We start from the raw sequence: 18,737 nt of genomic DNA on the forward strand, positions 1-18,737 counted from the left end.
ATTATATTTTCGTTGCATGTAATATTATTATACCGATTGTGTGCAAATTGTTGATGGATCCAGGTTTGGTGGACCAATGGCTCACGAGGGAAAGAAGCGTCCAATATTACTTTGTATACCAATTTATTGTGGGCGTCCGTTTCGCGAGTATTGAAATTTTTCCATACTGGGGCAGGACCCAACGACAGCCGTCCGACGGCAACGGGACGCGAGCCGTTGGCATGCCGGGCACGCACATGCCGTCGTCGGGCTCTCGGGCGTGTCATGCCCGGAGCCGCGCCGGAGAGTCCGTGACGTTTGTGAGGCGGGAAAGCGTGTTGAGGCAAAGCCGACCGCGCCGGTGCCGAAACCGGCGCCTATGCACCGACCATTCCCGATGGTGCAGGCAAGGGGCCGGGTTCTTCGAGAAGGGCGGCGGCCGGTCGTGAATCCGATGTTTGGGTCGGGTGCTCTAATCGCCGGCCGGCAGGGGTGCGGCCAGCGCCACCGGCGTGTCGTCGATGGGGAAATGCAGCAGCGCCGCCACCAGTCCGGCGACCGCGGTGGCGATCCACACCGCGCCGTAGGAGCCGGTGGCGTCGAACACCCAGCCGCCCATCCAGGATCCCAGGAAGGAGCCGATCTGGTGGCTGAGGAAGCAGAGGCCGAACAGCGTGCCGAGATGGCGCGTGCCGAAGACCTTCGCCACCAGCCCGCTGGTCAGCGGCACGGTGCCGAGCCAGGTCAGCCCCATGACGGCGGCGAACAGGATGACGGCCGCTTCCGTCTTGGGGCCGAGGAAGAAGGCGGCGATGGCGGCCCCGCGGATCAGGTAGAGCCAGCCCAGCAGCCGCTGCTGCGGGTAGCGCCCGCCAAGCCAGCCGCAGCCCCAGCTCCCGACCATGTTGAACAGCCCGATCAGCGCCAGCGCCGTCGCCCCCATCCCGGTCGCGACACCGCACAGCGTCAGATAGGCCGGCAGATGGGTGGCGATGAAGGCGAGCTGGAAGCCGCAGGTGAAGAAGCCCAGCGTCAGCAGGCAATAGCCGCGGTTGCCCAGCGCCTGCGCCACCGCGGCCCGCAGCGGCATCGCCGGGCCTCCCCCCCCGCTGGCCGCCGCCGCACCGCCACCAGCGACCATGGCGGCACGCTCGCCGCGGTCGAGCAGCAGCCCGAGCGGGGCCACCGCCAGCATGCAGCCGGCCAGCGCCATCAGCGCCACCGCCGGCCCCGACAGCGCGGTGACGCCCTGCGCCAGCGGCACCAGAAGCACCTGCCCGGCCGAGCCGCCGGCGCTGACCAGCCCCAGCGCGGCGCTGCGCCGCTCCGCCGGCACCGCGCGCCCGACCGCGGTCAGCACCACGCCGAAGCTGGTGCAGCTGATGCCCGCCCCGACCAGAACGCCGATGCCCAGCACCAGCATCGGCCCGGTCGGCACCAGCGCCGGCAGGGTCAGCCCGGCGGCGAACAGCGCCGCACCCACCGCCACCACGGGTGCCGACCCGTGACGGTCGGCCGCCGCCCCGGCGAGGGGCTGGGCGAAGCCCCAGACGAGGTTGTGCAGGGCGATGGCGAAGGCGATGGTCGCCACCGGCAGGTCGTGCACCGCCGAATAGCTGCCGACGAACAGTCCGAAGGTCTGCCGGATGCCCATGGCCGCGCTGATCACAACGGCACCCGCCACCACCGCGAGCGCCGCACCCCCAAGCCGGCCGGCCGGCTCCCCCCGTTCGCTGAACACCATGTCGCCTCCCCGCCGCGGCGGAATGCCCGGCCGGTGCGATGCTAGACATGCCGACCGGGGGTGGCGAACGAACCCTCCTCCCCGACGGGTGAGCGGCGTTCACGCCCCCGGCAGGGGCGGGGCGCAGGAGGTGGCGAGATAGTCCTGGTACTCCGTACGCTTCACGGCGTACGCGTCGTCAACCTCCTCGCCGTCGGGCGTGCGCACGTCGGTGGAGTAGCGGAGGGTGGAGGCGGTGCCGCCGATGTCGATGACGATGAAGTCCGCCGCCGCCAGCACCGTGGAGATGAAGCTGAGGGCGTAGACCTCCAGCGCCACCGCGCCGGCGAGTGCGGCGGCGCTGTACAGGCTGGCCGAGCCGACCAGCGGCAGCACCAGGTAGGGGCCGGGGGGCAGGCCGGTGTGGCAGAGCGATTCGCCGAAGTCGCGCTCCGTCCGCTGCAGGCCCGCCGCACCCGCCACGTCGAACAGCCCGCCGATCCCCACCGTGGAATTGACGGCGAAGCGCGCCACCGACGTGCCGGTGCCCGGCAGGTCGCCGGACAGCGCGTTGTTCAGGATGAACTCGATCTCGGTCAGGTTGGAGTAGACGTTGCCGAGCCCGGTCACCACCGGCTGCGGCAGCCACGGTCCCACCGTCTCCACCGTCGGGTCGATGACCCGCTCCACCACCGCGGTGTTGAAGGCGAACATCGCGCGGTTGAAGGCTTCGAACGGATCATCGGCGGCGCGCGCGGTGAAGGGCAGGGCGAGGCTTCCCGCCAGCGCCAGCAGGGCGACGGCCGATGCACGGAGAGATGGCATGCGCGGGGCTCCACAGGACCGGACACGCGCAGTCTATCCGGCGTGCGGAAGGCCGTCGAGCGACGCTTTCCCGTGGGCGCCGCGCCGTCCTATATCATGCGTTCCAAGACACGCGGGGGCATCCGGCCGCCCGCCATCCAGGAGTTGCCATGCCGCTCGACCCCGCCATCCTCGACACGCTGAAGGCCGTGTCGACCGCCACCATCACCACGGTCCTGCTGAAGAAGGGGCTGCGCAACGTGTGGATGCGCGGCACCCGTCCGATCCGCTCCGGCCAGGGCCGCGTGGTCGGCCCCGCCTTCACGCTGCGCTTCGTGCCGGCGCGCGAGGATCTGGCGACTCCGGAGAGCTGGGCCTCCCCCATCTCCACCCGGGCCGCCATCGAGGCGATGCCGGAGGGCTGCGTGGCGGTGGCCGACGCCATGGGCGTGACCGACGCCGGCATCTTCGGCGACATCCTGTGCGCCCGCATGGGCAAGCGCGGCGTCGCCGGGCTGGTCACCGACGGGGTGATGCGCGACGCGGCCGGCGTGCTCGGCACCGGCCTGCCGGTGTGGTGCAACGGCATCGCCGCACCGCCGTCCGTGGCGGGCCTGACCTTCGTGGCGTGGCAGCAGCCGATCGCCTGCGGCGGCGTCGCCGTCTTCCCCGACGACATCGTCGTGGTGGACGACGACGGCGCCGTGCTGATCCCCGCCAGATTCCTGGAGGTGGTGCTGGCCGAAGCGCCCGAGCAGGAGCTGATGGAGGCCTGGATCATGACCGAGGTCGACCGCGGTGTGGCCCTCCCCGGCCTCTACCCCATGAACGAGGAGACCAAGGCCCGCTACAAGGCCTTCAAGGAGCAGGCGTAACGCGGACGGCCCCACCCCGACCCTCCCCCATCTTCGACGGGGGAGGGTGCCCGCGAAGCGGCCGGGTGGGGGCCGGACGCGGCCACTCCCCACCCTTCGCAAACAGGATGGTTGACCGTCCAAACAAAACGCGGCATAACTGGTCAGACCACGGCAAGGACAGTGTGCGCATGGTCGTCGTCACCCGCGAGGACAGCCAGGACGGGCTCAAAGCCTCGGACAAGGTCTTCGCCTTCTTCCGGGACAAGTTGTTGAACGGCGAGTTGAAGCCGGGCGACCGGCTGCTGGCGGAGCGGGAGCTGGCGGCGGCACTGGACGTCAGCCGGCCGCTGCTGCGGGAATCGCTGCGTTCGCTCGCCATGCTGGGCTTCCTCGACATCCAGCACGGGCGCGGCACGGTGGTGCGCCACGCCGACGTGGCGGTCCTGCGCGACTTCTTCACCTTCAGCCTGGCCCAGCAGCCGGACATCCTGGAGGACGTCATGCAGGGCCGCATCGCCATCGAGTGCCAGGCGATCCGGCTGGCGTGCGAGCGCGCGTCCGACCGCGACCTCGCCCGCGTCCAGGCGACGCTCGACGCCATCATGGCGACGCTGAACGACCCGGCGAAGGGCGGCGAGGCGGATTTCCAGTTCCACCTCGCCATCGTCGGGGCGGCACACAGCGGCGTGCTGTCCACCATGTACGCGGCCATCTCGGCGCTGCTGCTGCGCTCCCACGTGCAGCGGCGGGCGGTCACCATCCCGGTGGAGGGCATCCGCGACTATCTCGCCGACGCCCACCGCGAGGTCTTCCTGTCCATCCTGCGCCGCGACCCCGACGACGCCGAGCGCAAGCTGCGCGAGCATTTCACCATCGGCGACGAGCTGCGCCGCCGCAGCATCATCGCCGCCTACCAGGACGCGGCCACCGCAAACGGGGCCGCGCGACCAAACAACCAGGAGGGAACGCCATGAGCTTTCTGACCCGCTTCGCACCGCTGGCCGCCGGCGTCCTCGCCGCGACCCTCGTCATCGGCGGCCCGGCCGCGGCCAAGGATCTGCGCTACGCCCATGTCGGGGCCGAGGGCGACATCCAGACCCGCTTCGCCGACGAGGCCGCCAAGGCGATCGAGCAGGCGACCCAGGGCCGCCACAAGGTCAAGGTCTTCCCGGCCAGCCAGCTCGGCGGCGTGTCGGAGATGGTCGACGGCATCCGCATGGGCTCCATCTCCATGGGCCACCACGACTTCGCGTCGCTGGCCCGCATCGTGCCGGAGGTGGCGGTCTTCAACGCGCCCTTCATCTACCGCGACGCCACCCACGCGCTGCGCGCCACCGATCCCGACAGCCCGGCGGTCGCCGCCATCAACGAGAAGCTGGTGAAGGACGGCGGGGTGCGGATCATCGGCCGCATCTACCGCGGCGCCCGCCACATCAGCGCCAAGTTCGCGGTCAAGAGCCCGGCCGACCTCGCCAACAAGCCCTTCCGCGCGGTGCCGCTGGAGCTGTGGGTGTCGATGGTCAAGGGTTTCGGCGCCATCCCCACGCCCGTGGAGGTGGCGGAGCTGCCGACCGCGCTGATGACCGGTCTGGTGGTCGGGCAGGAGAACCCGCTGACCATGATCAACGCCAACAAGCTGTACGAGGTGCAGTCGCACGTCTCGCTGACCGGCCACATGCACTCCGTGCTCGCCGTCTTCATCAACGAGCAGGTCTGGCAGGGCATCCCGGACGCCGACCGCAAGGCCATCAAGACCGCCCTGAACCAGAAGGCGGAGGAGTCGCTGGTCTGGGCGACCGAGGCCGAGAAGACGCTGGTCGGCGAGTTGAAGGGCAAGGGCGTCACCTTCGTGACGCCGGAGAACGGGCTCGACCTCGCGGCCTTCAAGAAATCGGTGATGGCACAGGTGTCCAAGGACTTCCCGGCCTGGGACGGCCTCATCAAGCAGATCGACGCCGTGAAGTGAGCGGCGGCGGACCCCTCACCGGGGGTCCGCACCCCGTCCGCAAGGCCCGCATCCCATGACCGCCATGCTCCGCAAGCTTCTGACGGCGCTGAACGTGCTGCTGCTGTTCGGCCTCGTCCTCGTCCCGTCGCTGCAGATCGTCATGCGCACGATCGGCTTCCCCTTCATCGGAGCGGAGGAGCTGACCCGCTTCCTGCTGATCTGCCTGGTCTTCACCGGCTTCCCGCTGGTGGTGGCGCATGGCGAGAACATCGTGATGGGGGAGCTGAAGGCGGCCCTGCCGACCGCCGCGCGGCGCGCCATCGACCTGCTGATATCGGCCACCGCCATCGCCGCCACCGTCTTCGTGGCGTACGTCACCGTACGCACGGCCATGCAGTACATGACCAACGCCACGCCGACGCTGAAGATCCCCTTCTGGCTCTTCATGTCGGCGACCTTCGTCGGCTTCGCCGGGGCGGCGCTGGTGCACATCCGTCACCTGCGGCACCCGCCGCAGCGCGACACCAACATCGCCCTCTGACCCCGGAGCACGCCGATGGGCATGGTCATGCTGGCGAGCTTCCTCGTCCTCTTCATCGCCGGATTTCCGGTCGTCTACACCATCCTGCTGCCGGCCACCGCCTACATCCTGTGGGAGGAGCTGCCCTACGGGCTGCTGGCCCAGCGCATCACCTATGCGCTGGACAGCTTCCCGCTGGTCGCCGTACCGCTCTTCATCTTCGTCGGCAACCTGATGAATCTGGCCGGCATCACCGACCGCATCTTCCGCTTCGCCGACACCCTCGTCGGCCGGGTGCCGGGCGGGCTGGCGCAGGTCAACATCTTCTCCAGCCTGATCTTTTCCGGCATGTCGGGGGCGGCGCTGGCAGACGTCGGCGGGCTCGGCCGCATCGAGATCGCGGCGATGAACAAGAAGGGCTTCGACCCCGCCTTCTCCGGTGCCGTCACGGGTGCGTCGGCCATCGTCGGGCCGATCTTCCCGCCCAGCATCCCGCTGATCGTCTACGGCTCGGTCACCAGCGTGTCGATCGTGCAGCTCCTCATCGCCGGCATCGTGCCGGCGCTGCTCTGCGTCGCCTTCCTGATGCTGACGGCGGCGATCATCGCGCTGCGCAAGGGCTACCCGCGCGCCGAGCGCTGGCCGCGGGGGCGTGAGATCTGGCGCGACCTGAAGCCGGCGCTGCCGGCGCTGCTCGCCCCGGTCTTCATGATCAGCGGCATGCTGAGCGGTCTGTTCACCCCGACGGAAGCCGCGGGTGTGACGGTGCTCTACGTCATCGCCGTGGGCTTCCTCTATTACCGCGAGATGACGGTGGACCACCTGATCGGTGCCGCCATCGTCACCGCGCGCAACACCAGCGCCATCCTGATCATCGTCGCGGTGGCGGCGCTGTTCGGCTGGATCCTGGCGGTGGAGCAGATCCCGCAGGACGTGGCCCGCCTGCTGCTCGGCATCTCCAAGGACCCGCTGGTGCTGCTGCTGATCGTCAACCTGCTGTTCTTCGTGGCCGGCATGTTCCTCGACAGCACCACCGCGACGCTACTGATCGTGCCGATCATCGCGCCGCCGCTGGTGGCCGCCGGTGTCGACCCGGTCCATCTGGGCATCGTCACCATCTTCAACCTGATGATCGGGCTGCTGACGCCGCCGATGGGGTTGTCGCTGTTCCTGCTGACCGACATCGCGCGGGTCAGCATGCGCGACCTGCTGCGGGCGCTGCTGCCCTTCTACCTCCCCCTGCTGGGCACCCTGGCGGTCATCACGCTGTGGGCCGACCTGACGCTCTGGCTGCCCGGCCTGCTGCGCTGACACCATTTCCAAGGCCCGTTTTCCAAGGAGAATTTCCGACATGCGCATCGTCATCGGATCCGACCACGCCGGCTGGCCGCTGAAGCCCGCCATCCTGGAGCACCTGACGGCCAAGGGGCACGAGGTGATCGACGTCGGCGCCTACGACGGCAACCCGGTGGACTTCCCCGACATCGCCCGCGCCCTGGCGGAGAAGATCACCTCGGGTGCGGCGGAGCGCGGCATCATGGTGTGCGGCACCGGCGTCGGCGCCTCCATCGCCGCCAACAAGATGAAGGGCATCCGCGCCGCCGTCTGCCACGACGCCCACTCCGCCCACCAGTGCGTGGAGCATGACGACGTCAACGTCTGCTGCATCGGCGCCAAGATCGTCGGCGCCTGGCTGGCGGTGGATCTGGTGGACGCCTACCTCACGGCCGAATTCTCCACCGACGAGGACTGCCGCCGCCGGGTGGAGAAGCTGCACGCGATGGACGCCGGGGCGTAAGGCGCCCCCTCACGAAAAAAATCTCCTCCTCCATGTCACGCGGCGGGTCCCCCGTCTCGTCATGGGGTCAGAGCGGGGCGGTGGCGCCCCGCCCGCGCCCCCCCGAGGAGGATCCTTCCATGACCGAACGTCTCGACGCCTTCGCCGTCGTCCCCGCCGCCTTCCGCCCCTTCTACGCGGTGGAAAAATCCATCAAGGAAAGCGGGCTGGAGTACAGCCTGATCGAGCTGGTGAAGCTGCGCGCCTCGCAGATCAACGGCTGCGCCTATTGCATCCACATGCACACCAGCGACGCCCGCGCCGCCGGGGAGACCGAGGAGCGGCTGCATCTGGTCGCCGCCTGGTGGGAATCCTCGCTCTTCACCCCGCGCGAGCGGGCGGCGCTGGCCTGGACCGAATCCCTGACCCTGATCGCGGAGACGCGCGCCCCCGACGCCGTGTACGATGCGCTGAAGGCGGAGTTCACGGAGCCGGAGATCGTGTGGCTGACCCTGCTGATCACCACCATCAACATGTGGAACCGCATCGCCGTCGGCTTCCGCAAGCAGCACCCGGCGAGCTGGGCGAAGACGGCGGCGGCGGCGTGACCGCGCCCGTGGACACCGACGCGGCCCTGTTCGAGGAGCGGCGCCGCCCGCTCCTCCGCCTGGCCTACCGCATGCTGGGCTCGGTGGCGGAGGCCGAGGACATGGTGCAGGAGGCGTGGCTGCGCTGGCAGTCCGCCGACCGCGCCGCGGTGGGCGAGCCCGCGGCCTTCCTGACCACCGTGGTCACCCGCCTCTGCCTGGACCAGCTCAAATCGGCCCGCGTCCGGCGGGAGACCTATGTCGGCGCGTGGCTTCCCGAGCCGCTGGTGGAATCCATGACGACCGAGGCTGCGGACGATGACGGGCTGGCGGGCGACCTGTCGGTGGCGCTGATGTTGACGCTGGAGCGGCTGTCGCCATTGGAGCGCGCGGCCTTCCTGCTGCACGACGTGTTCGACCTGGATTTCGACGCGGTGGCGCGGGCGCTGGGCCGCAACAACGCCACCTGCCGCAAGCTGGCGGCCCGCGCGCGGGAGCATGTGCGGGCGTCGCCCGCCCGCTACCCGGCCAGCCCCGACCAGGGGGAGGCGCTGACCCGCGCCTTCCTGGCGGCCACCCACCAGGGCGACATCGCAACCTTGCAGGGGCTGCTGGCGGCCGACGCCGTTCTGGTCGCCGACGGCGGCGGCAAGCGGCCGGCGGTGCTGAACCCGCTGCGCGGGGCCGACCGCATCGCCCGCTTCTTCGCCGGCCTGGCGCGCAAACACGCCGACGCGGTGCCCGCGGCGGCCACGCTGGTGCGCATCAACGGCATGCCCGGCTTCGTCTTCACCGCCGCCGACGGGCTGCCGCAGACCACCGCCCTGGAGATCGACGGCGACCGCATCGCCGCCGTCTACATCATGCGCAACCCCGACAAGCTGGGGCATGTGCGGGCGGGGTGACACCCCGCCCGCACATGCCCTCCTCACCGCGCCGGGCTGGTCAGGTTTTCGATCGCGGTCAGACCGACCGAGGCGTTGGCGCCCTGGTTGCCGCTGTTGCTCTGGGTCTGGTTCATGGTCAGCCCGGCGCTGCCGCCGGCCCCCACCTGCTGCGTCACCGAGGTCATGTTCCCGATGGAGGTGGAGGTCGAGTAGTACTGGTTGATCACCATCTCCGGCCCGTGGCGCTGGCGCATCTGCGCCTGCGCCGCGGCGGAAGTGTCGCGCGCCGGGAAGCCGTAGGGGCGGTTGCCGATCAACTGCGCCTCGGCCGCACCGCCGATCAGCAGCAGGGTGGTCCCGATCAGGAGCTGCAAGCGGGTCATGGTGGCGCTCCTCAGTTGCCGGGCACGCCGGCGCGCACGGTGATCGAGGAGACGTTGCCGAAGGCCGACGCGGTGGCGCGCGACATCGCCGTGTCGATGCCGGCCCCGGCGACGCGGCTGTCGATGCGGGTGCCGGTCGCCAGCGCCGCGGCCGAGCTGTCCATCTTGCCCACCTGCGTCAGGCCCACGGTGGCCGACGTGCTGCCGCCGGCCCGGGCCGCGGTCGACAGGACCGACAGGTTGGCCGCCGCGGTGGCGGCGATGTCGACCGAGGCGTTGCGCACATCATCCGCCTTGGCGGCGGCGGTGGCGGTACCGACCGCGAAGCGCCCGTCGCCGAGGCCGCCCATCCAGGGGTCGGTCATCGCCGTGCCGTCCGGCGTGCCGGGGATGCGGCCGGCGGCGAACTGGGTGCTGCGGACATCCAGGTTGCGGTCGGTGTCGATGCTCTGCAGGTTGCCGGCCGCCGTGGCGGCGCCCTCCACCTTCGGCAGGGCGGTGGCGTTGCCGTTCCAGTCGAAGCGGAAGCGGCTCTGGTCGGTCACGGCATCCAGATTGCCGACGGCGGCCTGCCGGCTACGCACGGTCAGCACGTCCGGGTCGGGGGTGGTGGGCGCGGAGTCCCAGTTCCAGGCGCCGGAGCTCTGGGCTGCGGCGCTTCCGGCCCCGCCGGCGAGTGCCGCGGCGGCGAGCGCCAGTGCGGTGAGCAGCGTCTGTCGAGTCATCCTGCGTTCCCCTCCTTGCGGGTTTGTGTCGTCGTGGTATCCGCCGCGCGGCTTTCGATGCCGAGGCGGCGGGGGCGGCAGCCCTCGGTGGAGGGCAGGCCCAGGAAGTCGGTGAGGATCTGGTAGACGGCCATCTCCGCCACCGAGCGGACGCCGAGCTGGATCGGCTCGTTCTGGATGCGGCCGGCGTCGAATTCGACGAGCTGGGTCCCGAAGAAGCGGAAGACGTTGGCCTCCACCTCGTAGCCCAGGATCTGCTTCTGCAGGCTGGTGACGTAGCGGACGGCGAAGCTGCGGTTGTCGATGACGCGCAGGTCCATCGCCACGTTGATCACCACCGTGCGCCCGCCGATCCCGATGCCCCCCACCGCCAGCCGGGCGCCGTCGCTGACGATGTTGTAGTTCAGCTCGGTCAGCGCGCCGACGACGGTGAAGTCGCTGGCCCGCACGCCGCCGATGGGGCGCGGTGCCGTCAGCCCCTGCTGCGCCATCTTCGCCTCGGCCAGCGGCACCCGCAGGTCGTAGCGCTCGACCAGATGGACCTTGCCGCTCTTGAACAAGGCGCTCATCACCATCTCGGCCACGCCCTGGCTGACCACGGTGCTGAGCGTGTTCGTCTCCGCCGCCTGGTACTGGCCGGTGCGGTCGGCCACCTCGCCCACCGCGAAGACCGGCAGGTTGCTGGCCGGGATGGCGGCGAGCTCGGCGAGGCATTGGCTGTAGGGTGTCCGGTTGTCGGTCACCGGAAAGCCGGTCACCGGCACCACGCCGTTCGCCGGGTAGGGGCCGCTGCCCGCACAGCCGGTCAGCCCGAGCAACGCCGATGCGAGTATCATGCCTGTCCACCGGGCCATGCCGTTCCTGCCCGATCGTTCGGGAAAGTTGCCGTCGGTCACGGACTATGGTCCGGCAACGCCGCCACGGCACGGGCGCACCGGGATGACCGGGGCAGGGCGTTGAGGGCACACCAGGGCGGTGGGCCGCGGCCCGATCGAAGGTCGTAACCGGCGCACCGGCGCCAACCGGGATGACCACGCCGGTCTGTGACGCCTTTCACGGATCATCCGAACGAAGGGCTGATCCCCGCCCGCGGCACCCACCAACGTGGCGCACCCCCTGCCCCCATGGCCGGGTCCTAGGCCCCCCCTTACCTTACCCTTTCCAACACTCCCTCTCCCGCCTCCGGCGGGAGAGGGAGATTTATGGGAGGGTGATGATGGTCAAGACATTGATGGCGGCGGCCCTGCTCACCACGTTGTACGCCACCGACGCCGCGGCGCAGCTGCGCACGCGGCCCTACGCGGGGCCGACCGCCTTCGGGGGGGGAGCACCCGTCGGGATGACCGACGGCTACCGCGCCGCGTATCTCGCGGCCGAGCTGGGCGGCAACCGCCAGGATGTCGCGACCGTGGCCGCGGCGGCCCGCGTACGCGTGCCGGCCCTCGCATACGGCGGCGGCTGTTGCGCGCCCGCAAGGTCCGCCACGCCCATCGACCAGTGGATCGCCCAGCTCGACGGGATCTCCGCGCGGTGAGGGCCGCTACTCCCCCCGTCTAAGCCGTGGTTCCTTTTGCGCCGTGGAGGATCCGGTGGTGCCTGCGTAGCCTCTCGCCCAGCGGAACATGGGCTTGAACGATGCTCCAGGTGTACCACGTCGGCCATTTCGATCCGGAGCTTCCCAACGGCGTCGACCGCGTCATCCACAATCTCGGGCGCCTGCTGGAAGGGGATGTCGGCTTCCACGTCGTCGGCTTCGGCGAGCCCGATCCGGACGCCCACTTGGTGCGGCTGGACGGGCGCGTGCGCATCCACGGCTTCGGCCGTCCGGGCCTGCGCAACTTCCGCCTGCCGCGCGGTTTCCGGCGCTGGCTGGGCGGCCTGTCCGGGGAGCCGGTCCTGCACCTGCATTCGGTCTTCGCGCCGCTGAATTTCGCCATCGCGGCGGAGTGCCGGCGGGCCGGTGTGCCGTATGTCTTCACACCCCATGACTCGTACGTCCCGGCCAGCCTGCGCACACGCGCCCTGGCCAAGCGCCTGTACCTCGCGACGCTGGAGCGGCGGGTGCTGGACGGCGCCGCGGTGCTGCACGCGCTGACGGCGGAGGGGAGGGACTGCATCGCCCGGCACACCGCCAACCGGCGCATCCACCTGGTCCGCAACTTCATCCCCCTGCCGCCGGTGCCGCCGTGCCCGGCGGAGGAGCGCTGCGGGATGCTCTATCTCGGCCGCATGGACCGTTACCAGAAAGGCATCGACCGGCTGCTGGCCGCCTACGCCGCCCTGCGGCGGGAGCGGCCCGCCGCCCCCATTCTCACGCTGGCGGGCCCCGCCGACAGGGTGGAGCGGCCGGCGCTCGACGCGCTGATGGCGGAGCACGGGCTGACCGAAGCCGCGGTGATCCGCCGCGACCGGGTGGGGGAGGCGGAGAAGCACCGGCTGCTCGCCGGCAGCCGCCTGTACGTGCAGCTGTCCCGTTTCGAGGGCTTCGGCCTCAGCGTGGCGGAGGCGCTGGCGCTGTCCGTCCCCGTGGTGGTCAGCCGCGAGATCCCGCTGGCGCCGCTGGTCGAGCGCCACGGCGCCGGGCTGGTGGTGGACGGCGACGACGCGGCCCCCGGCCTGATCCGCGCGCTCGACGCCGGGCCGGCGGCCTACGCCGCCATGGTCGAGGGTGCGCGCCGCCTGTACCGGGCGGAGTTGTCCGCCGACAGCATCCGCCCGCGCATGCTGGGCCTGTATCACGAGGCCGCCGCCGCCGGCCGCGCGGCGCGGCTTCCCCTTCCGCAACCGGGCTGATCCCAGACGACCAGACCGACCGGGCGCACCGACTGCGACAGCCGCAAGGAGTGAGAGACGATGTTCGTCGACAGTCCCGACAAGTCCTGGGAGGCCTATGGCCGCGACGATCCCTATTTCGGCGTGGCGGCCGATCCGAAATACCGGGCCGAACGGCTGTCGGAGACGGCGAAGGCGGAGTTCTTCGCGTCCGGAGAGACGTACGTCGCCGAGCTGCTCGACCGGCTGGAGACGCACGCCGGCCGCATCGGCCGGGGCCGGGCGCTCGATTTCGGGTCGGGCGTCGGCCGTGTGGCGCTGCCGCTGGCCCGCCGCTTCGACAGCGTCGTCGGGCTGGACGTCTCCCCCTCCATGATCCGCGAGGCGGAGGCGAACGCGCTCCGCTTCGGGCTGCCCAACGCGTCCTTCCGGCCGTCGGGCGGCGACGACCTGCCGAACGTCGAAGGCGGCTTCGACCTCGTCAACACGGTGATCGTGCTCCAGCACATCCAGCCGCACCGCGGCTACCGCATCATCGGGCGGCTGCTCGATCTGGTGGCGGACGGCGGGGCCTGCGCGCTGCACATCAACCTGACCCGCCGCGCCACCCGCCTGCGCAAGGCGGTCAACTGGAGCCGCGCCCGCTTCCTGCCGCTGCACCACGCGCTCAACCTCGCGTCGGGCCGGAAGTGGAACGAGCCGCTGATGCAGATGAACGTCTACGACCTCAACCGCATCGCCCTGATGATGCAGGACCGCGGCTTCGACGGCTTCTACGCCCACCGCTTCCACGACGAGCCGCACCCCGGCGTGATCCTGATGGGGATCAAGGGGCGGCCGCGGGGCTGAGCCGGGGTGCACGCCGGGACCCGTACTCGCTGCCAAGCCAAAGCGCCGCCAGCACCGCCAGCCCCACCGCGGTCAGGGCGACGAAGCCCGGATCGGCAGTCTCCATGGTCGGGTGGTGGCGGCGGATGTGGCCGCCGGGCAGGGGCAGGATCCACAGCACCGCGAACACCGCGGCGTGCAGCGCCAGCACCGCGCTGCGCACGGCGCGCCCGGCGTCGTGCACCATGATGGCGGGCACCATCATGGTGCCGAGCACCATCGTGAAGCTGGCGTGGGTGATCCAGGTCCAGGCCGGATGGAACTCCAGCACGCACCAGACGAGGAAGGTGGCGAGCGTGTAGCCCGCGAACGGGAGCAGCGCCGGATGGCGGTCGCGCCAGCCGCGCCGCCACGCCGCCCCGGCCAGCAGGAGCCAGCCGATCACCGGGATGCCGATGGCCGGCACCAGATGCTCGCGCTGCCAGATCCGCCACAGCCCCGTGACCGTGCTCCAACTGGTGTCCAGCGTCTCCACGTCGATCCCGCGGTGCCGGGCGGAGGGCGCCACCGCGACCGTCTCGCTCTTGCCGACGTACCATTTGCCGGTGACGCGCGACAGCAGGTGCAGGAAATCGGCGGTGCCGACCTGGAAGGTCACGTTGCGCACCCGCGCGTCCCACCACGCCTCCAGCGTCAGCGCGCCGTACGCGTCCTTCAGCGCCTGGGTGGTGCTGCGCAGGTCGCGTGAGTTCTGCCCGGCCAGATGCATCTTGGGCAGGCGGTTGCCCGGCGGCACCGACATCGCCTGGAACCCCGCCCAGGGCGCGTAGACGACCAGGACGACGGCGGCCCCCAGCGCGATGCGCCGCCACCCGAACAGCCGCCCGGCGAAGGGCAGCAGCAACAGCGCCAGGGTCAGCACGCTGAACATCACGCCGCCATGCGCCAGCATCGCGAGCACCACGCCCAGCGCGAGCTGGACCGTTTCGGCGATGGTGAGGCGGCGACGCTCGCGCCAGGCCCGGATCAGCGGCAGCGTGCCGGCCAGCATCAGCGCCGCGGCCAGCAGCTTCGGCCACAGATAGACGGAGTTGAAGAACACCACCCCCGACAGGGCCAGCACCAGCACCACATAGGGCGCGCAGCGCCGGTCACAGCCGAGCGCGCCGACCGTCCACGCCACGGCGGGAACCCAGGCGACCTGCAGCATCGTGCCGGCGCACTGGTACAGCATCTCCGGCGAGGACAGCCGGCCGAGCGGCCACAGCGTCACCACCACACCCGTTTGCAGCGGCGGCCGGTCGGCGAACACCCAGTCGGTCAGCCCGGCGCCATACAGGGTCGGATCACTGCCGATCAGGGCCTTGGCGAACTCGAAGGGGGTTACGCTGTCGGGCGGCAGGGGGCTGTCGAAGAGGTACAGGATGGCCTGCAGGTCGGCACGGACGACGCCATGGCCGAACAGGATGCCGAGGTAGAGCAGCCCTGCCGCCAGCATCGCCCACAGCCACCAGCCGTCCGCCAGCGCCGTTCCCAGCCCTGGCCGGTCGCCCCGCCGCAGCCGGCGCGCCAGCAGAACGGGCAGGCAGGCGAGGGCGGCCAGACACACCGCGTAGCCGTAGACCACACCGGCCGCCGGTGCGGCCCAGACCGCCAGGAACCCGCCATAGCCGATCGCGCCGCCGGCCAGCAGGCCGAGCGGGGCCGCGTCGCGCGCATCCACCACGCCGCGGCCGGCCAGCCAGCCGCCCAACGTCAGCCCCGGCACCCAGAAGACCAGGGCGGAGCCGAGAAACAGCGCAACCACATCCAGAACCATCGCGACCCCCGCCCCGCACCGGCTGCCGGCTTCTATCGGAATTGCCGGAAGCGGACAAGCGGGGCGGGCGGTGGTGGGGTGACCGATGGCGGGGGAAGGTCGATGGTCAGCCCAGCGACAGGATGCGCCGCGCCTCCTCCGCCGTGGCCGGCTGGCGGCCATGCTGGCGGCCCAGCTCGGCGACGCGGGCGACCAGCTCGGCGTTGCTGCGGGCGAGGCGCTCCTGGTCGAACTTCACGTTGTCCTCCAGCCCGGTGCGGCAGTGGCCGCCGAGCTCCAGCGTCCACTGGTTGACGGTGAGCTGGTGACGGCCGATGCCGGCGGCGGTCCAGGTGGCGTCGGGCATGATCGCCTTGAGCTCGCTCACCAGGAACTCCAGCACGCTGCGCCGGGCGGGCAGGGCGTTGGGGATGCCCAGCACGAACTGCACGTGCAGCGGCGCCCGGATCAGCCCGCGGTCGCTCAGCGTCTTGGCGTTGTAGAGCATGGCGAGGTCGAAGACCTCGATCTCCGGCTTGATGTTGTTGTCGAGCATGGTCTTCGCCATGCCCTCCACCAAATCCGGCGGGTTCTCGTAGATCTGTTTGGGGAAATTGACCGAGCCGGTGGCGAGCGAGGCCATGTCGGGCTTCAGCACGAGCGAGCTGGCCCGCTCGTTCTGGCTGCGCCCGCGCCCGCCGGTGGAGAACTGGATGATCATGCCGGGGCAGTGCCTGCGCACGCCCTCCTGCACCTGGGCGAACAGGTCGGGGTCGGCGCTCGGGCTCTCGTCCGCGTTGCGGGTGTGGATGTGCACCAGCGACGCACCGGCCTCGAACGCCTCGTGGGTGGATTCGATCTGCTCGGAGGGCGTGATCGGCACCGCCGGGTTGTCGGCCTTGCGGGGCAGGGCGCCGGTGATGGCGACCGTGATGATGAGCGGCGTGGACATGGGTTCCCTCCCCCTCAGGACGCGCGGCGGATGTAGTGGACGGTGCTGATGTCGGGCCGGCGGGTGATCTCCTTCACCAGCGTCAGCAACGGCGTGTCGGCCAGCGGGTAGTCGGTGTCGATCGGGCCGGCTGATTTCAGCGCCTTGTACTCCCCGTCGCCGTAGAAGGCGGCGAGCAGCAGGTCGTCGTCCGACGCGAAGGGGCCACGCTCGCGGCGCAAGCGCCCGATGGCCGGCTCGATCAGCTCGCCCGGCCGCACCGTCACCGGCTCCGCCCCGCGGGCGATGCGGTCGAACAGGTTGGGGTCGATGGGGCCGGCGATCTCCCCGTAATAGCCCAGCACATATTTGCGCACCTCGTCCGGCACGGTGCCGTAACGCTCGGCCCCCATCACGTTCAGCACGGACTGGGTGACGATGAACTGGGCGAAGGGGCTGACCAGGATCGGGTAACCCAGATCGTGGCGGACCCGCGCCGCCTCCTCCAGGATGGCGGGGAGCTTGTGCTCCATGCCGATGGTCTGGAGCTGGGAGCGCAGGTTGGAGATCATGCCCCCCGGCACCTGATGCTCGAAGTGGAAGGCGTCGAACTCCGCGATCTGGCCCAGCGGCTTGCCCTCGCGCGCCGCGATGTAGCGCAGCCGCTCCGCCACCTCCTCCACCGGGCCGAGGTCGAGATCGACCGTGAGGCCGGCGCGCCGCGCGTTGGCGACGAAGCGCTCGGTGGCCGGGTGCGAGGCGCCGTCGGCCAGCGGCGAGGTGGCGGTGTGCACCACGTCCACGCCGAGCTTCGCCGCCTTCACCGCGTTGAAGGGCGCCAGCCCGGCGAGGCAGTGGGAGTGCAGTTGCAGCGGCAGCGACCCGCAGGCGGCCTTGGCCGCCGGCACCAGCGTCTCCACCCGCTCCGGCGTCAGCAGGCCGCTGGGGTCCTTCAGGTAGACCGCATCGACGCCGAGCGCCACCAGCTCCTTGATCTTGCGGACGTAGTACGCGTCGGTGTGGACCGGGCTGACGGTGTAGACGACGCCGCCCGCGGTGTAGAGCCCGGCCCGCTTGGACGCCTTGACCGGCAGCTCCATGTTGCGCATGTCGTTCAGCGCGTCGTAGGGCGTGTGGTAGCGGATGCCGTTGGCGGCGATGCGTTGGGCGTTCAGCTCGACGATGTCGTCGGCGAAGAACTCGAAGGTGTAGAGGCTCTGGCCGCGGGTCATGACGATCAGCGGCGTCTCGGTCACCCAGCCCGACAGGATGCGCATGCGCTCCCACGGGTCCTCGCGCAGGTAGCGGACGCAGACGTCGAAGACGGCGCCGCCGACGAGGTCGATCGCCTCGAAGCCGGCACGGTCCAGCCGCGGCGCCAGCTCGGCCATCATGCCCGTCGTCATGCGCGTCGCCCACAGGCACTGGTGGGCGTCGCGCAGGGTCACGTCGATCAGTTTGACGCTGTGGGTGTTGCTCATGTCCGTGCCCTCGCCCGGTCGTCGATCCAGCGGGTGTGCAGCGTGCCGTTCAGGAAATCCGGCTCGTCCAGAAGTCCGCGCATGAAGGGGATGGTGGTGGCGATGCCCTCGACCCGGAAGCCGGACAGCGCCAGCCGCGCCCGCTCCACCGCCTCGGCCCGGTCGCGGCCGGAGACGATCAGCTTGCCGATCATCGAGTCGTAGAACGGCGACACCTCGAAGCCGCGGTGCGCGTGGCTGTCAAAGCGGATGCCGGGTCCGACCGGCGGGCGCCAGGCGGTGATGCGGCCGGGGCAGGGGGCGAAGTCGCGCTCCGGATCCTCGGCGTTGATGCGGAACTCCAGCGCGGCCCCCGCGGTGGGCATGGCCGGCTGGGCGATGGACAGCCGCTCGCCGGCGGCGACGCGGAACTGCTCGGCCACCAGATCCACGCCGAACAGCGCCTCCGTCACGGGGTGCTCGACCTGGATGCGGGTGTTCATCTCGATGAAGTAGAAGCCGCCATCGGCGCCACCCTTATGGTCGAGATCGTAGATGAACTCGATGGTGCCGGCGTTGACGTAGCCGATGCCGCGCACCAGCGTCAGCGCGGCCTCGGCGATGCGCTTGCGGGTGGTGGGGTCGAGCACGGGGGACGGCGCCTCCTCCACCAGCTTCTGGTGGCGGCGCTGGACGGAGCAGTCGCGCTCCCACAGATGGATGGCGCCGCCGTGCCCGTCGCCGAAGACCTGCACCTC

20 protein-coding genes are annotated in these 18,737 nt (G+C 70.7%); 11 read left to right on the forward strand and 9 right to left on the reverse strand.

Features of this window, described 5'->3' with window-relative positions; translation table 11 throughout:
• Positions 1 to 451 precede the first annotated feature (451 nt).
• Together HL658_RS31535 and HL658_RS31540 are read right to left on the reverse strand one after the other, a co-directional pair.
• The gene (locus tag HL658_RS31535) at positions 452 to 1,723 is read right to left on the reverse strand and encodes an MFS transporter (protein ID WP_180286015.1); all 1,272 of its coding nucleotides are present in this window, start codon (positions 1,721 to 1,723) and stop codon (positions 452 to 454) included.
• 99 nt (positions 1,724 to 1,822) lie between these two features.
• Positions 1,823 to 2,527, reverse strand: coding sequence for an MlaA family lipoprotein (locus HL658_RS31540; RefSeq protein WP_180286016.1), 705 nt, complete (start codon positions 2,525 to 2,527; stop codon positions 1,823 to 1,825).
• 149 nt (positions 2,528 to 2,676) lie between these two features.
• On the opposite strand from HL658_RS31540, the gene HL658_RS31545 reads away from it, so the two are divergent.
• The 8 genes from HL658_RS31545 (at position 2,677) to HL658_RS36720 (ending at position 9,100) form a co-directional block, all read left to right on the forward strand.
• A complete protein-coding gene (locus tag HL658_RS31545; protein WP_180286017.1) occupies positions 2,677 to 3,381 on the forward strand; it encodes a ribonuclease activity regulator RraA in 705 nt (234 codons plus the stop codon).
• A 170-nt stretch (positions 3,382 to 3,551) separates the two neighbouring features.
• Positions 3,552 to 4,337 (forward strand): FadR/GntR family transcriptional regulator, encoded by a 786-nt coding sequence (locus HL658_RS31550; protein ID WP_180286018.1) that lies wholly within the window; start codon positions 3,552 to 3,554, stop codon positions 4,335 to 4,337.
• Complete coding sequence (locus HL658_RS31555) at positions 4,334 to 5,329, forward strand: TRAP transporter substrate-binding protein (RefSeq protein WP_180286019.1); 996 nt, start codon at positions 4,334 to 4,336, stop codon at positions 5,327 to 5,329. The genes HL658_RS31550 and HL658_RS31555 overlap by 4 nt, the downstream gene beginning before the upstream one ends.
• A 55-nt stretch (positions 5,330 to 5,384) precedes the next feature.
• Entirely contained in the window at positions 5,385 to 5,852 is a 468-nt protein-coding gene (locus HL658_RS31560; RefSeq protein WP_211109903.1) for a TRAP transporter small permease, read from the forward strand.
• A gap of 15 nt (positions 5,853 to 5,867) precedes the next feature.
• Positions 5,868 to 7,142 (forward strand): TRAP transporter large permease, encoded by a 1,275-nt coding sequence (locus HL658_RS31565; RefSeq protein ID WP_180286020.1) that lies wholly within the window; start codon positions 5,868 to 5,870, stop codon positions 7,140 to 7,142.
• Positions 7,143 to 7,182: 40 nt separating this feature from the next.
• Positions 7,183 to 7,629, forward strand: coding sequence for a ribose 5-phosphate isomerase B (gene rpiB / locus HL658_RS31570; RefSeq protein ID WP_180286021.1), 447 nt, complete (start codon positions 7,183 to 7,185; stop codon positions 7,627 to 7,629).
• A gap of 119 nt (positions 7,630 to 7,748) precedes the next feature.
• On the forward strand, positions 7,749 to 8,216 hold the full coding sequence (locus HL658_RS36715) for a carboxymuconolactone decarboxylase family protein (RefSeq protein ID WP_211109904.1): 468 nt from the start codon (positions 7,749 to 7,751) through the stop codon (positions 8,214 to 8,216).
• Positions 8,213 to 9,100, forward strand: coding sequence for a sigma-70 family RNA polymerase sigma factor (locus tag HL658_RS36720; protein WP_343055397.1), 888 nt, complete (start codon positions 8,213 to 8,215; stop codon positions 9,098 to 9,100). The genes HL658_RS36715 and HL658_RS36720 overlap by 4 nt, the downstream gene beginning before the upstream one ends.
• Positions 9,101 to 9,123: 23 nt before the next feature.
• Here HL658_RS36720 and HL658_RS31580 read toward each other — a convergent pair whose 3' ends face one another.
• Genes HL658_RS31580 through HL658_RS31590 form a run of 3 tightly spaced genes read right to left on the reverse strand, consistent with a single transcriptional unit; the run spans position 9,124 to position 11,026 of the window.
• Positions 9,124 to 9,465, reverse strand: coding sequence for a hypothetical protein (locus tag HL658_RS31580; protein ID WP_180286023.1), 342 nt, complete (start codon positions 9,463 to 9,465; stop codon positions 9,124 to 9,126).
• An 11-nt stretch (positions 9,466 to 9,476) separates the two neighbouring features.
• Positions 9,477 to 10,190 carry a hypothetical protein gene (locus tag HL658_RS31585; RefSeq protein WP_180286024.1) on the reverse strand — a complete coding sequence of 238 codons (714 nt, stop codon included), beginning with the start codon at positions 10,188 to 10,190 and terminating at the stop codon, positions 9,477 to 9,479.
• Positions 10,187 to 11,026: a CsgG/HfaB family protein gene (locus HL658_RS31590; protein ID WP_180286025.1), complete on the reverse strand. Its 840-nt coding sequence runs from the start codon at positions 11,024 to 11,026 to the stop codon at positions 10,187 to 10,189. The genes HL658_RS31585 and HL658_RS31590 overlap by 4 nt, the downstream gene beginning before the upstream one ends.
• Positions 11,027 to 11,406: 380 nt before the next feature.
• Between HL658_RS31590 and HL658_RS31595 the strand changes: the two genes are divergently transcribed.
• The 3 genes from HL658_RS31595 to HL658_RS31605 all read left to right on the forward strand — a co-directional run bounded on the left by HL658_RS31595 (position 11,407) and on the right by HL658_RS31605 (position 13,811).
• Positions 11,407 to 11,724, forward strand: coding sequence for a hypothetical protein (locus HL658_RS31595; protein ID WP_180286026.1), 318 nt, complete (start codon positions 11,407 to 11,409; stop codon positions 11,722 to 11,724).
• Between the two features lie 101 nt (positions 11,725 to 11,825).
• Positions 11,826 to 12,983: a glycosyltransferase gene (locus HL658_RS31600; RefSeq protein WP_180286027.1), complete on the forward strand. Its 1,158-nt coding sequence runs from the start codon at positions 11,826 to 11,828 to the stop codon at positions 12,981 to 12,983.
• A 60-nt stretch (positions 12,984 to 13,043) separates the two neighbouring features.
• Entirely contained in the window at positions 13,044 to 13,811 is a 768-nt protein-coding gene (locus HL658_RS31605; RefSeq protein WP_180286028.1) for a class I SAM-dependent methyltransferase, read from the forward strand.
• Here HL658_RS31605 and HL658_RS31610 read toward each other — a convergent pair.
• The 4 genes from HL658_RS31610 to HL658_RS31625 form a co-directional block, all read right to left on the reverse strand.
• Positions 13,789 to 15,609, reverse strand: coding sequence for a hypothetical protein (locus HL658_RS31610; protein ID WP_180286029.1), 1,821 nt, complete (start codon positions 15,607 to 15,609; stop codon positions 13,789 to 13,791). The two genes, HL658_RS31605 and HL658_RS31610, sit on opposite strands and share 23 nt — an antisense overlap.
• A 106-nt stretch (positions 15,610 to 15,715) precedes the next feature.
• The gene (locus HL658_RS31615) at positions 15,716 to 16,540 is read right to left on the reverse strand and encodes a 3-oxoadipate:acetyl-CoA acetyltransferase (RefSeq protein ID WP_180286030.1); all 825 of its coding nucleotides are present in this window, start codon (positions 16,538 to 16,540) and stop codon (positions 15,716 to 15,718) included.
• Positions 16,541 to 16,554: 14 nt separating this feature from the next.
• Positions 16,555 to 18,000 (reverse strand): pyruvate carboxylase subunit B, encoded by a 1,446-nt coding sequence (locus tag HL658_RS31620; protein WP_180286031.1) that lies wholly within the window; start codon positions 17,998 to 18,000, stop codon positions 16,555 to 16,557.
• On the reverse strand, positions 17,997 to 18,737 hold a 741-nt coding region (locus tag HL658_RS31625; RefSeq protein WP_484463072.1), incomplete at its 5' end, for an ATP-binding protein. The genes HL658_RS31625 and HL658_RS31620, both read right to left, overlap by 4 nt.

The sequence above is a fragment of the Azospirillum oleiclasticum genome, from assembly GCF_013423485.1.
GTDB classification, from domain to species: Bacteria; Pseudomonadota; Alphaproteobacteria; order Azospirillales; family Azospirillaceae; genus Azospirillum; species Azospirillum oleiclasticum.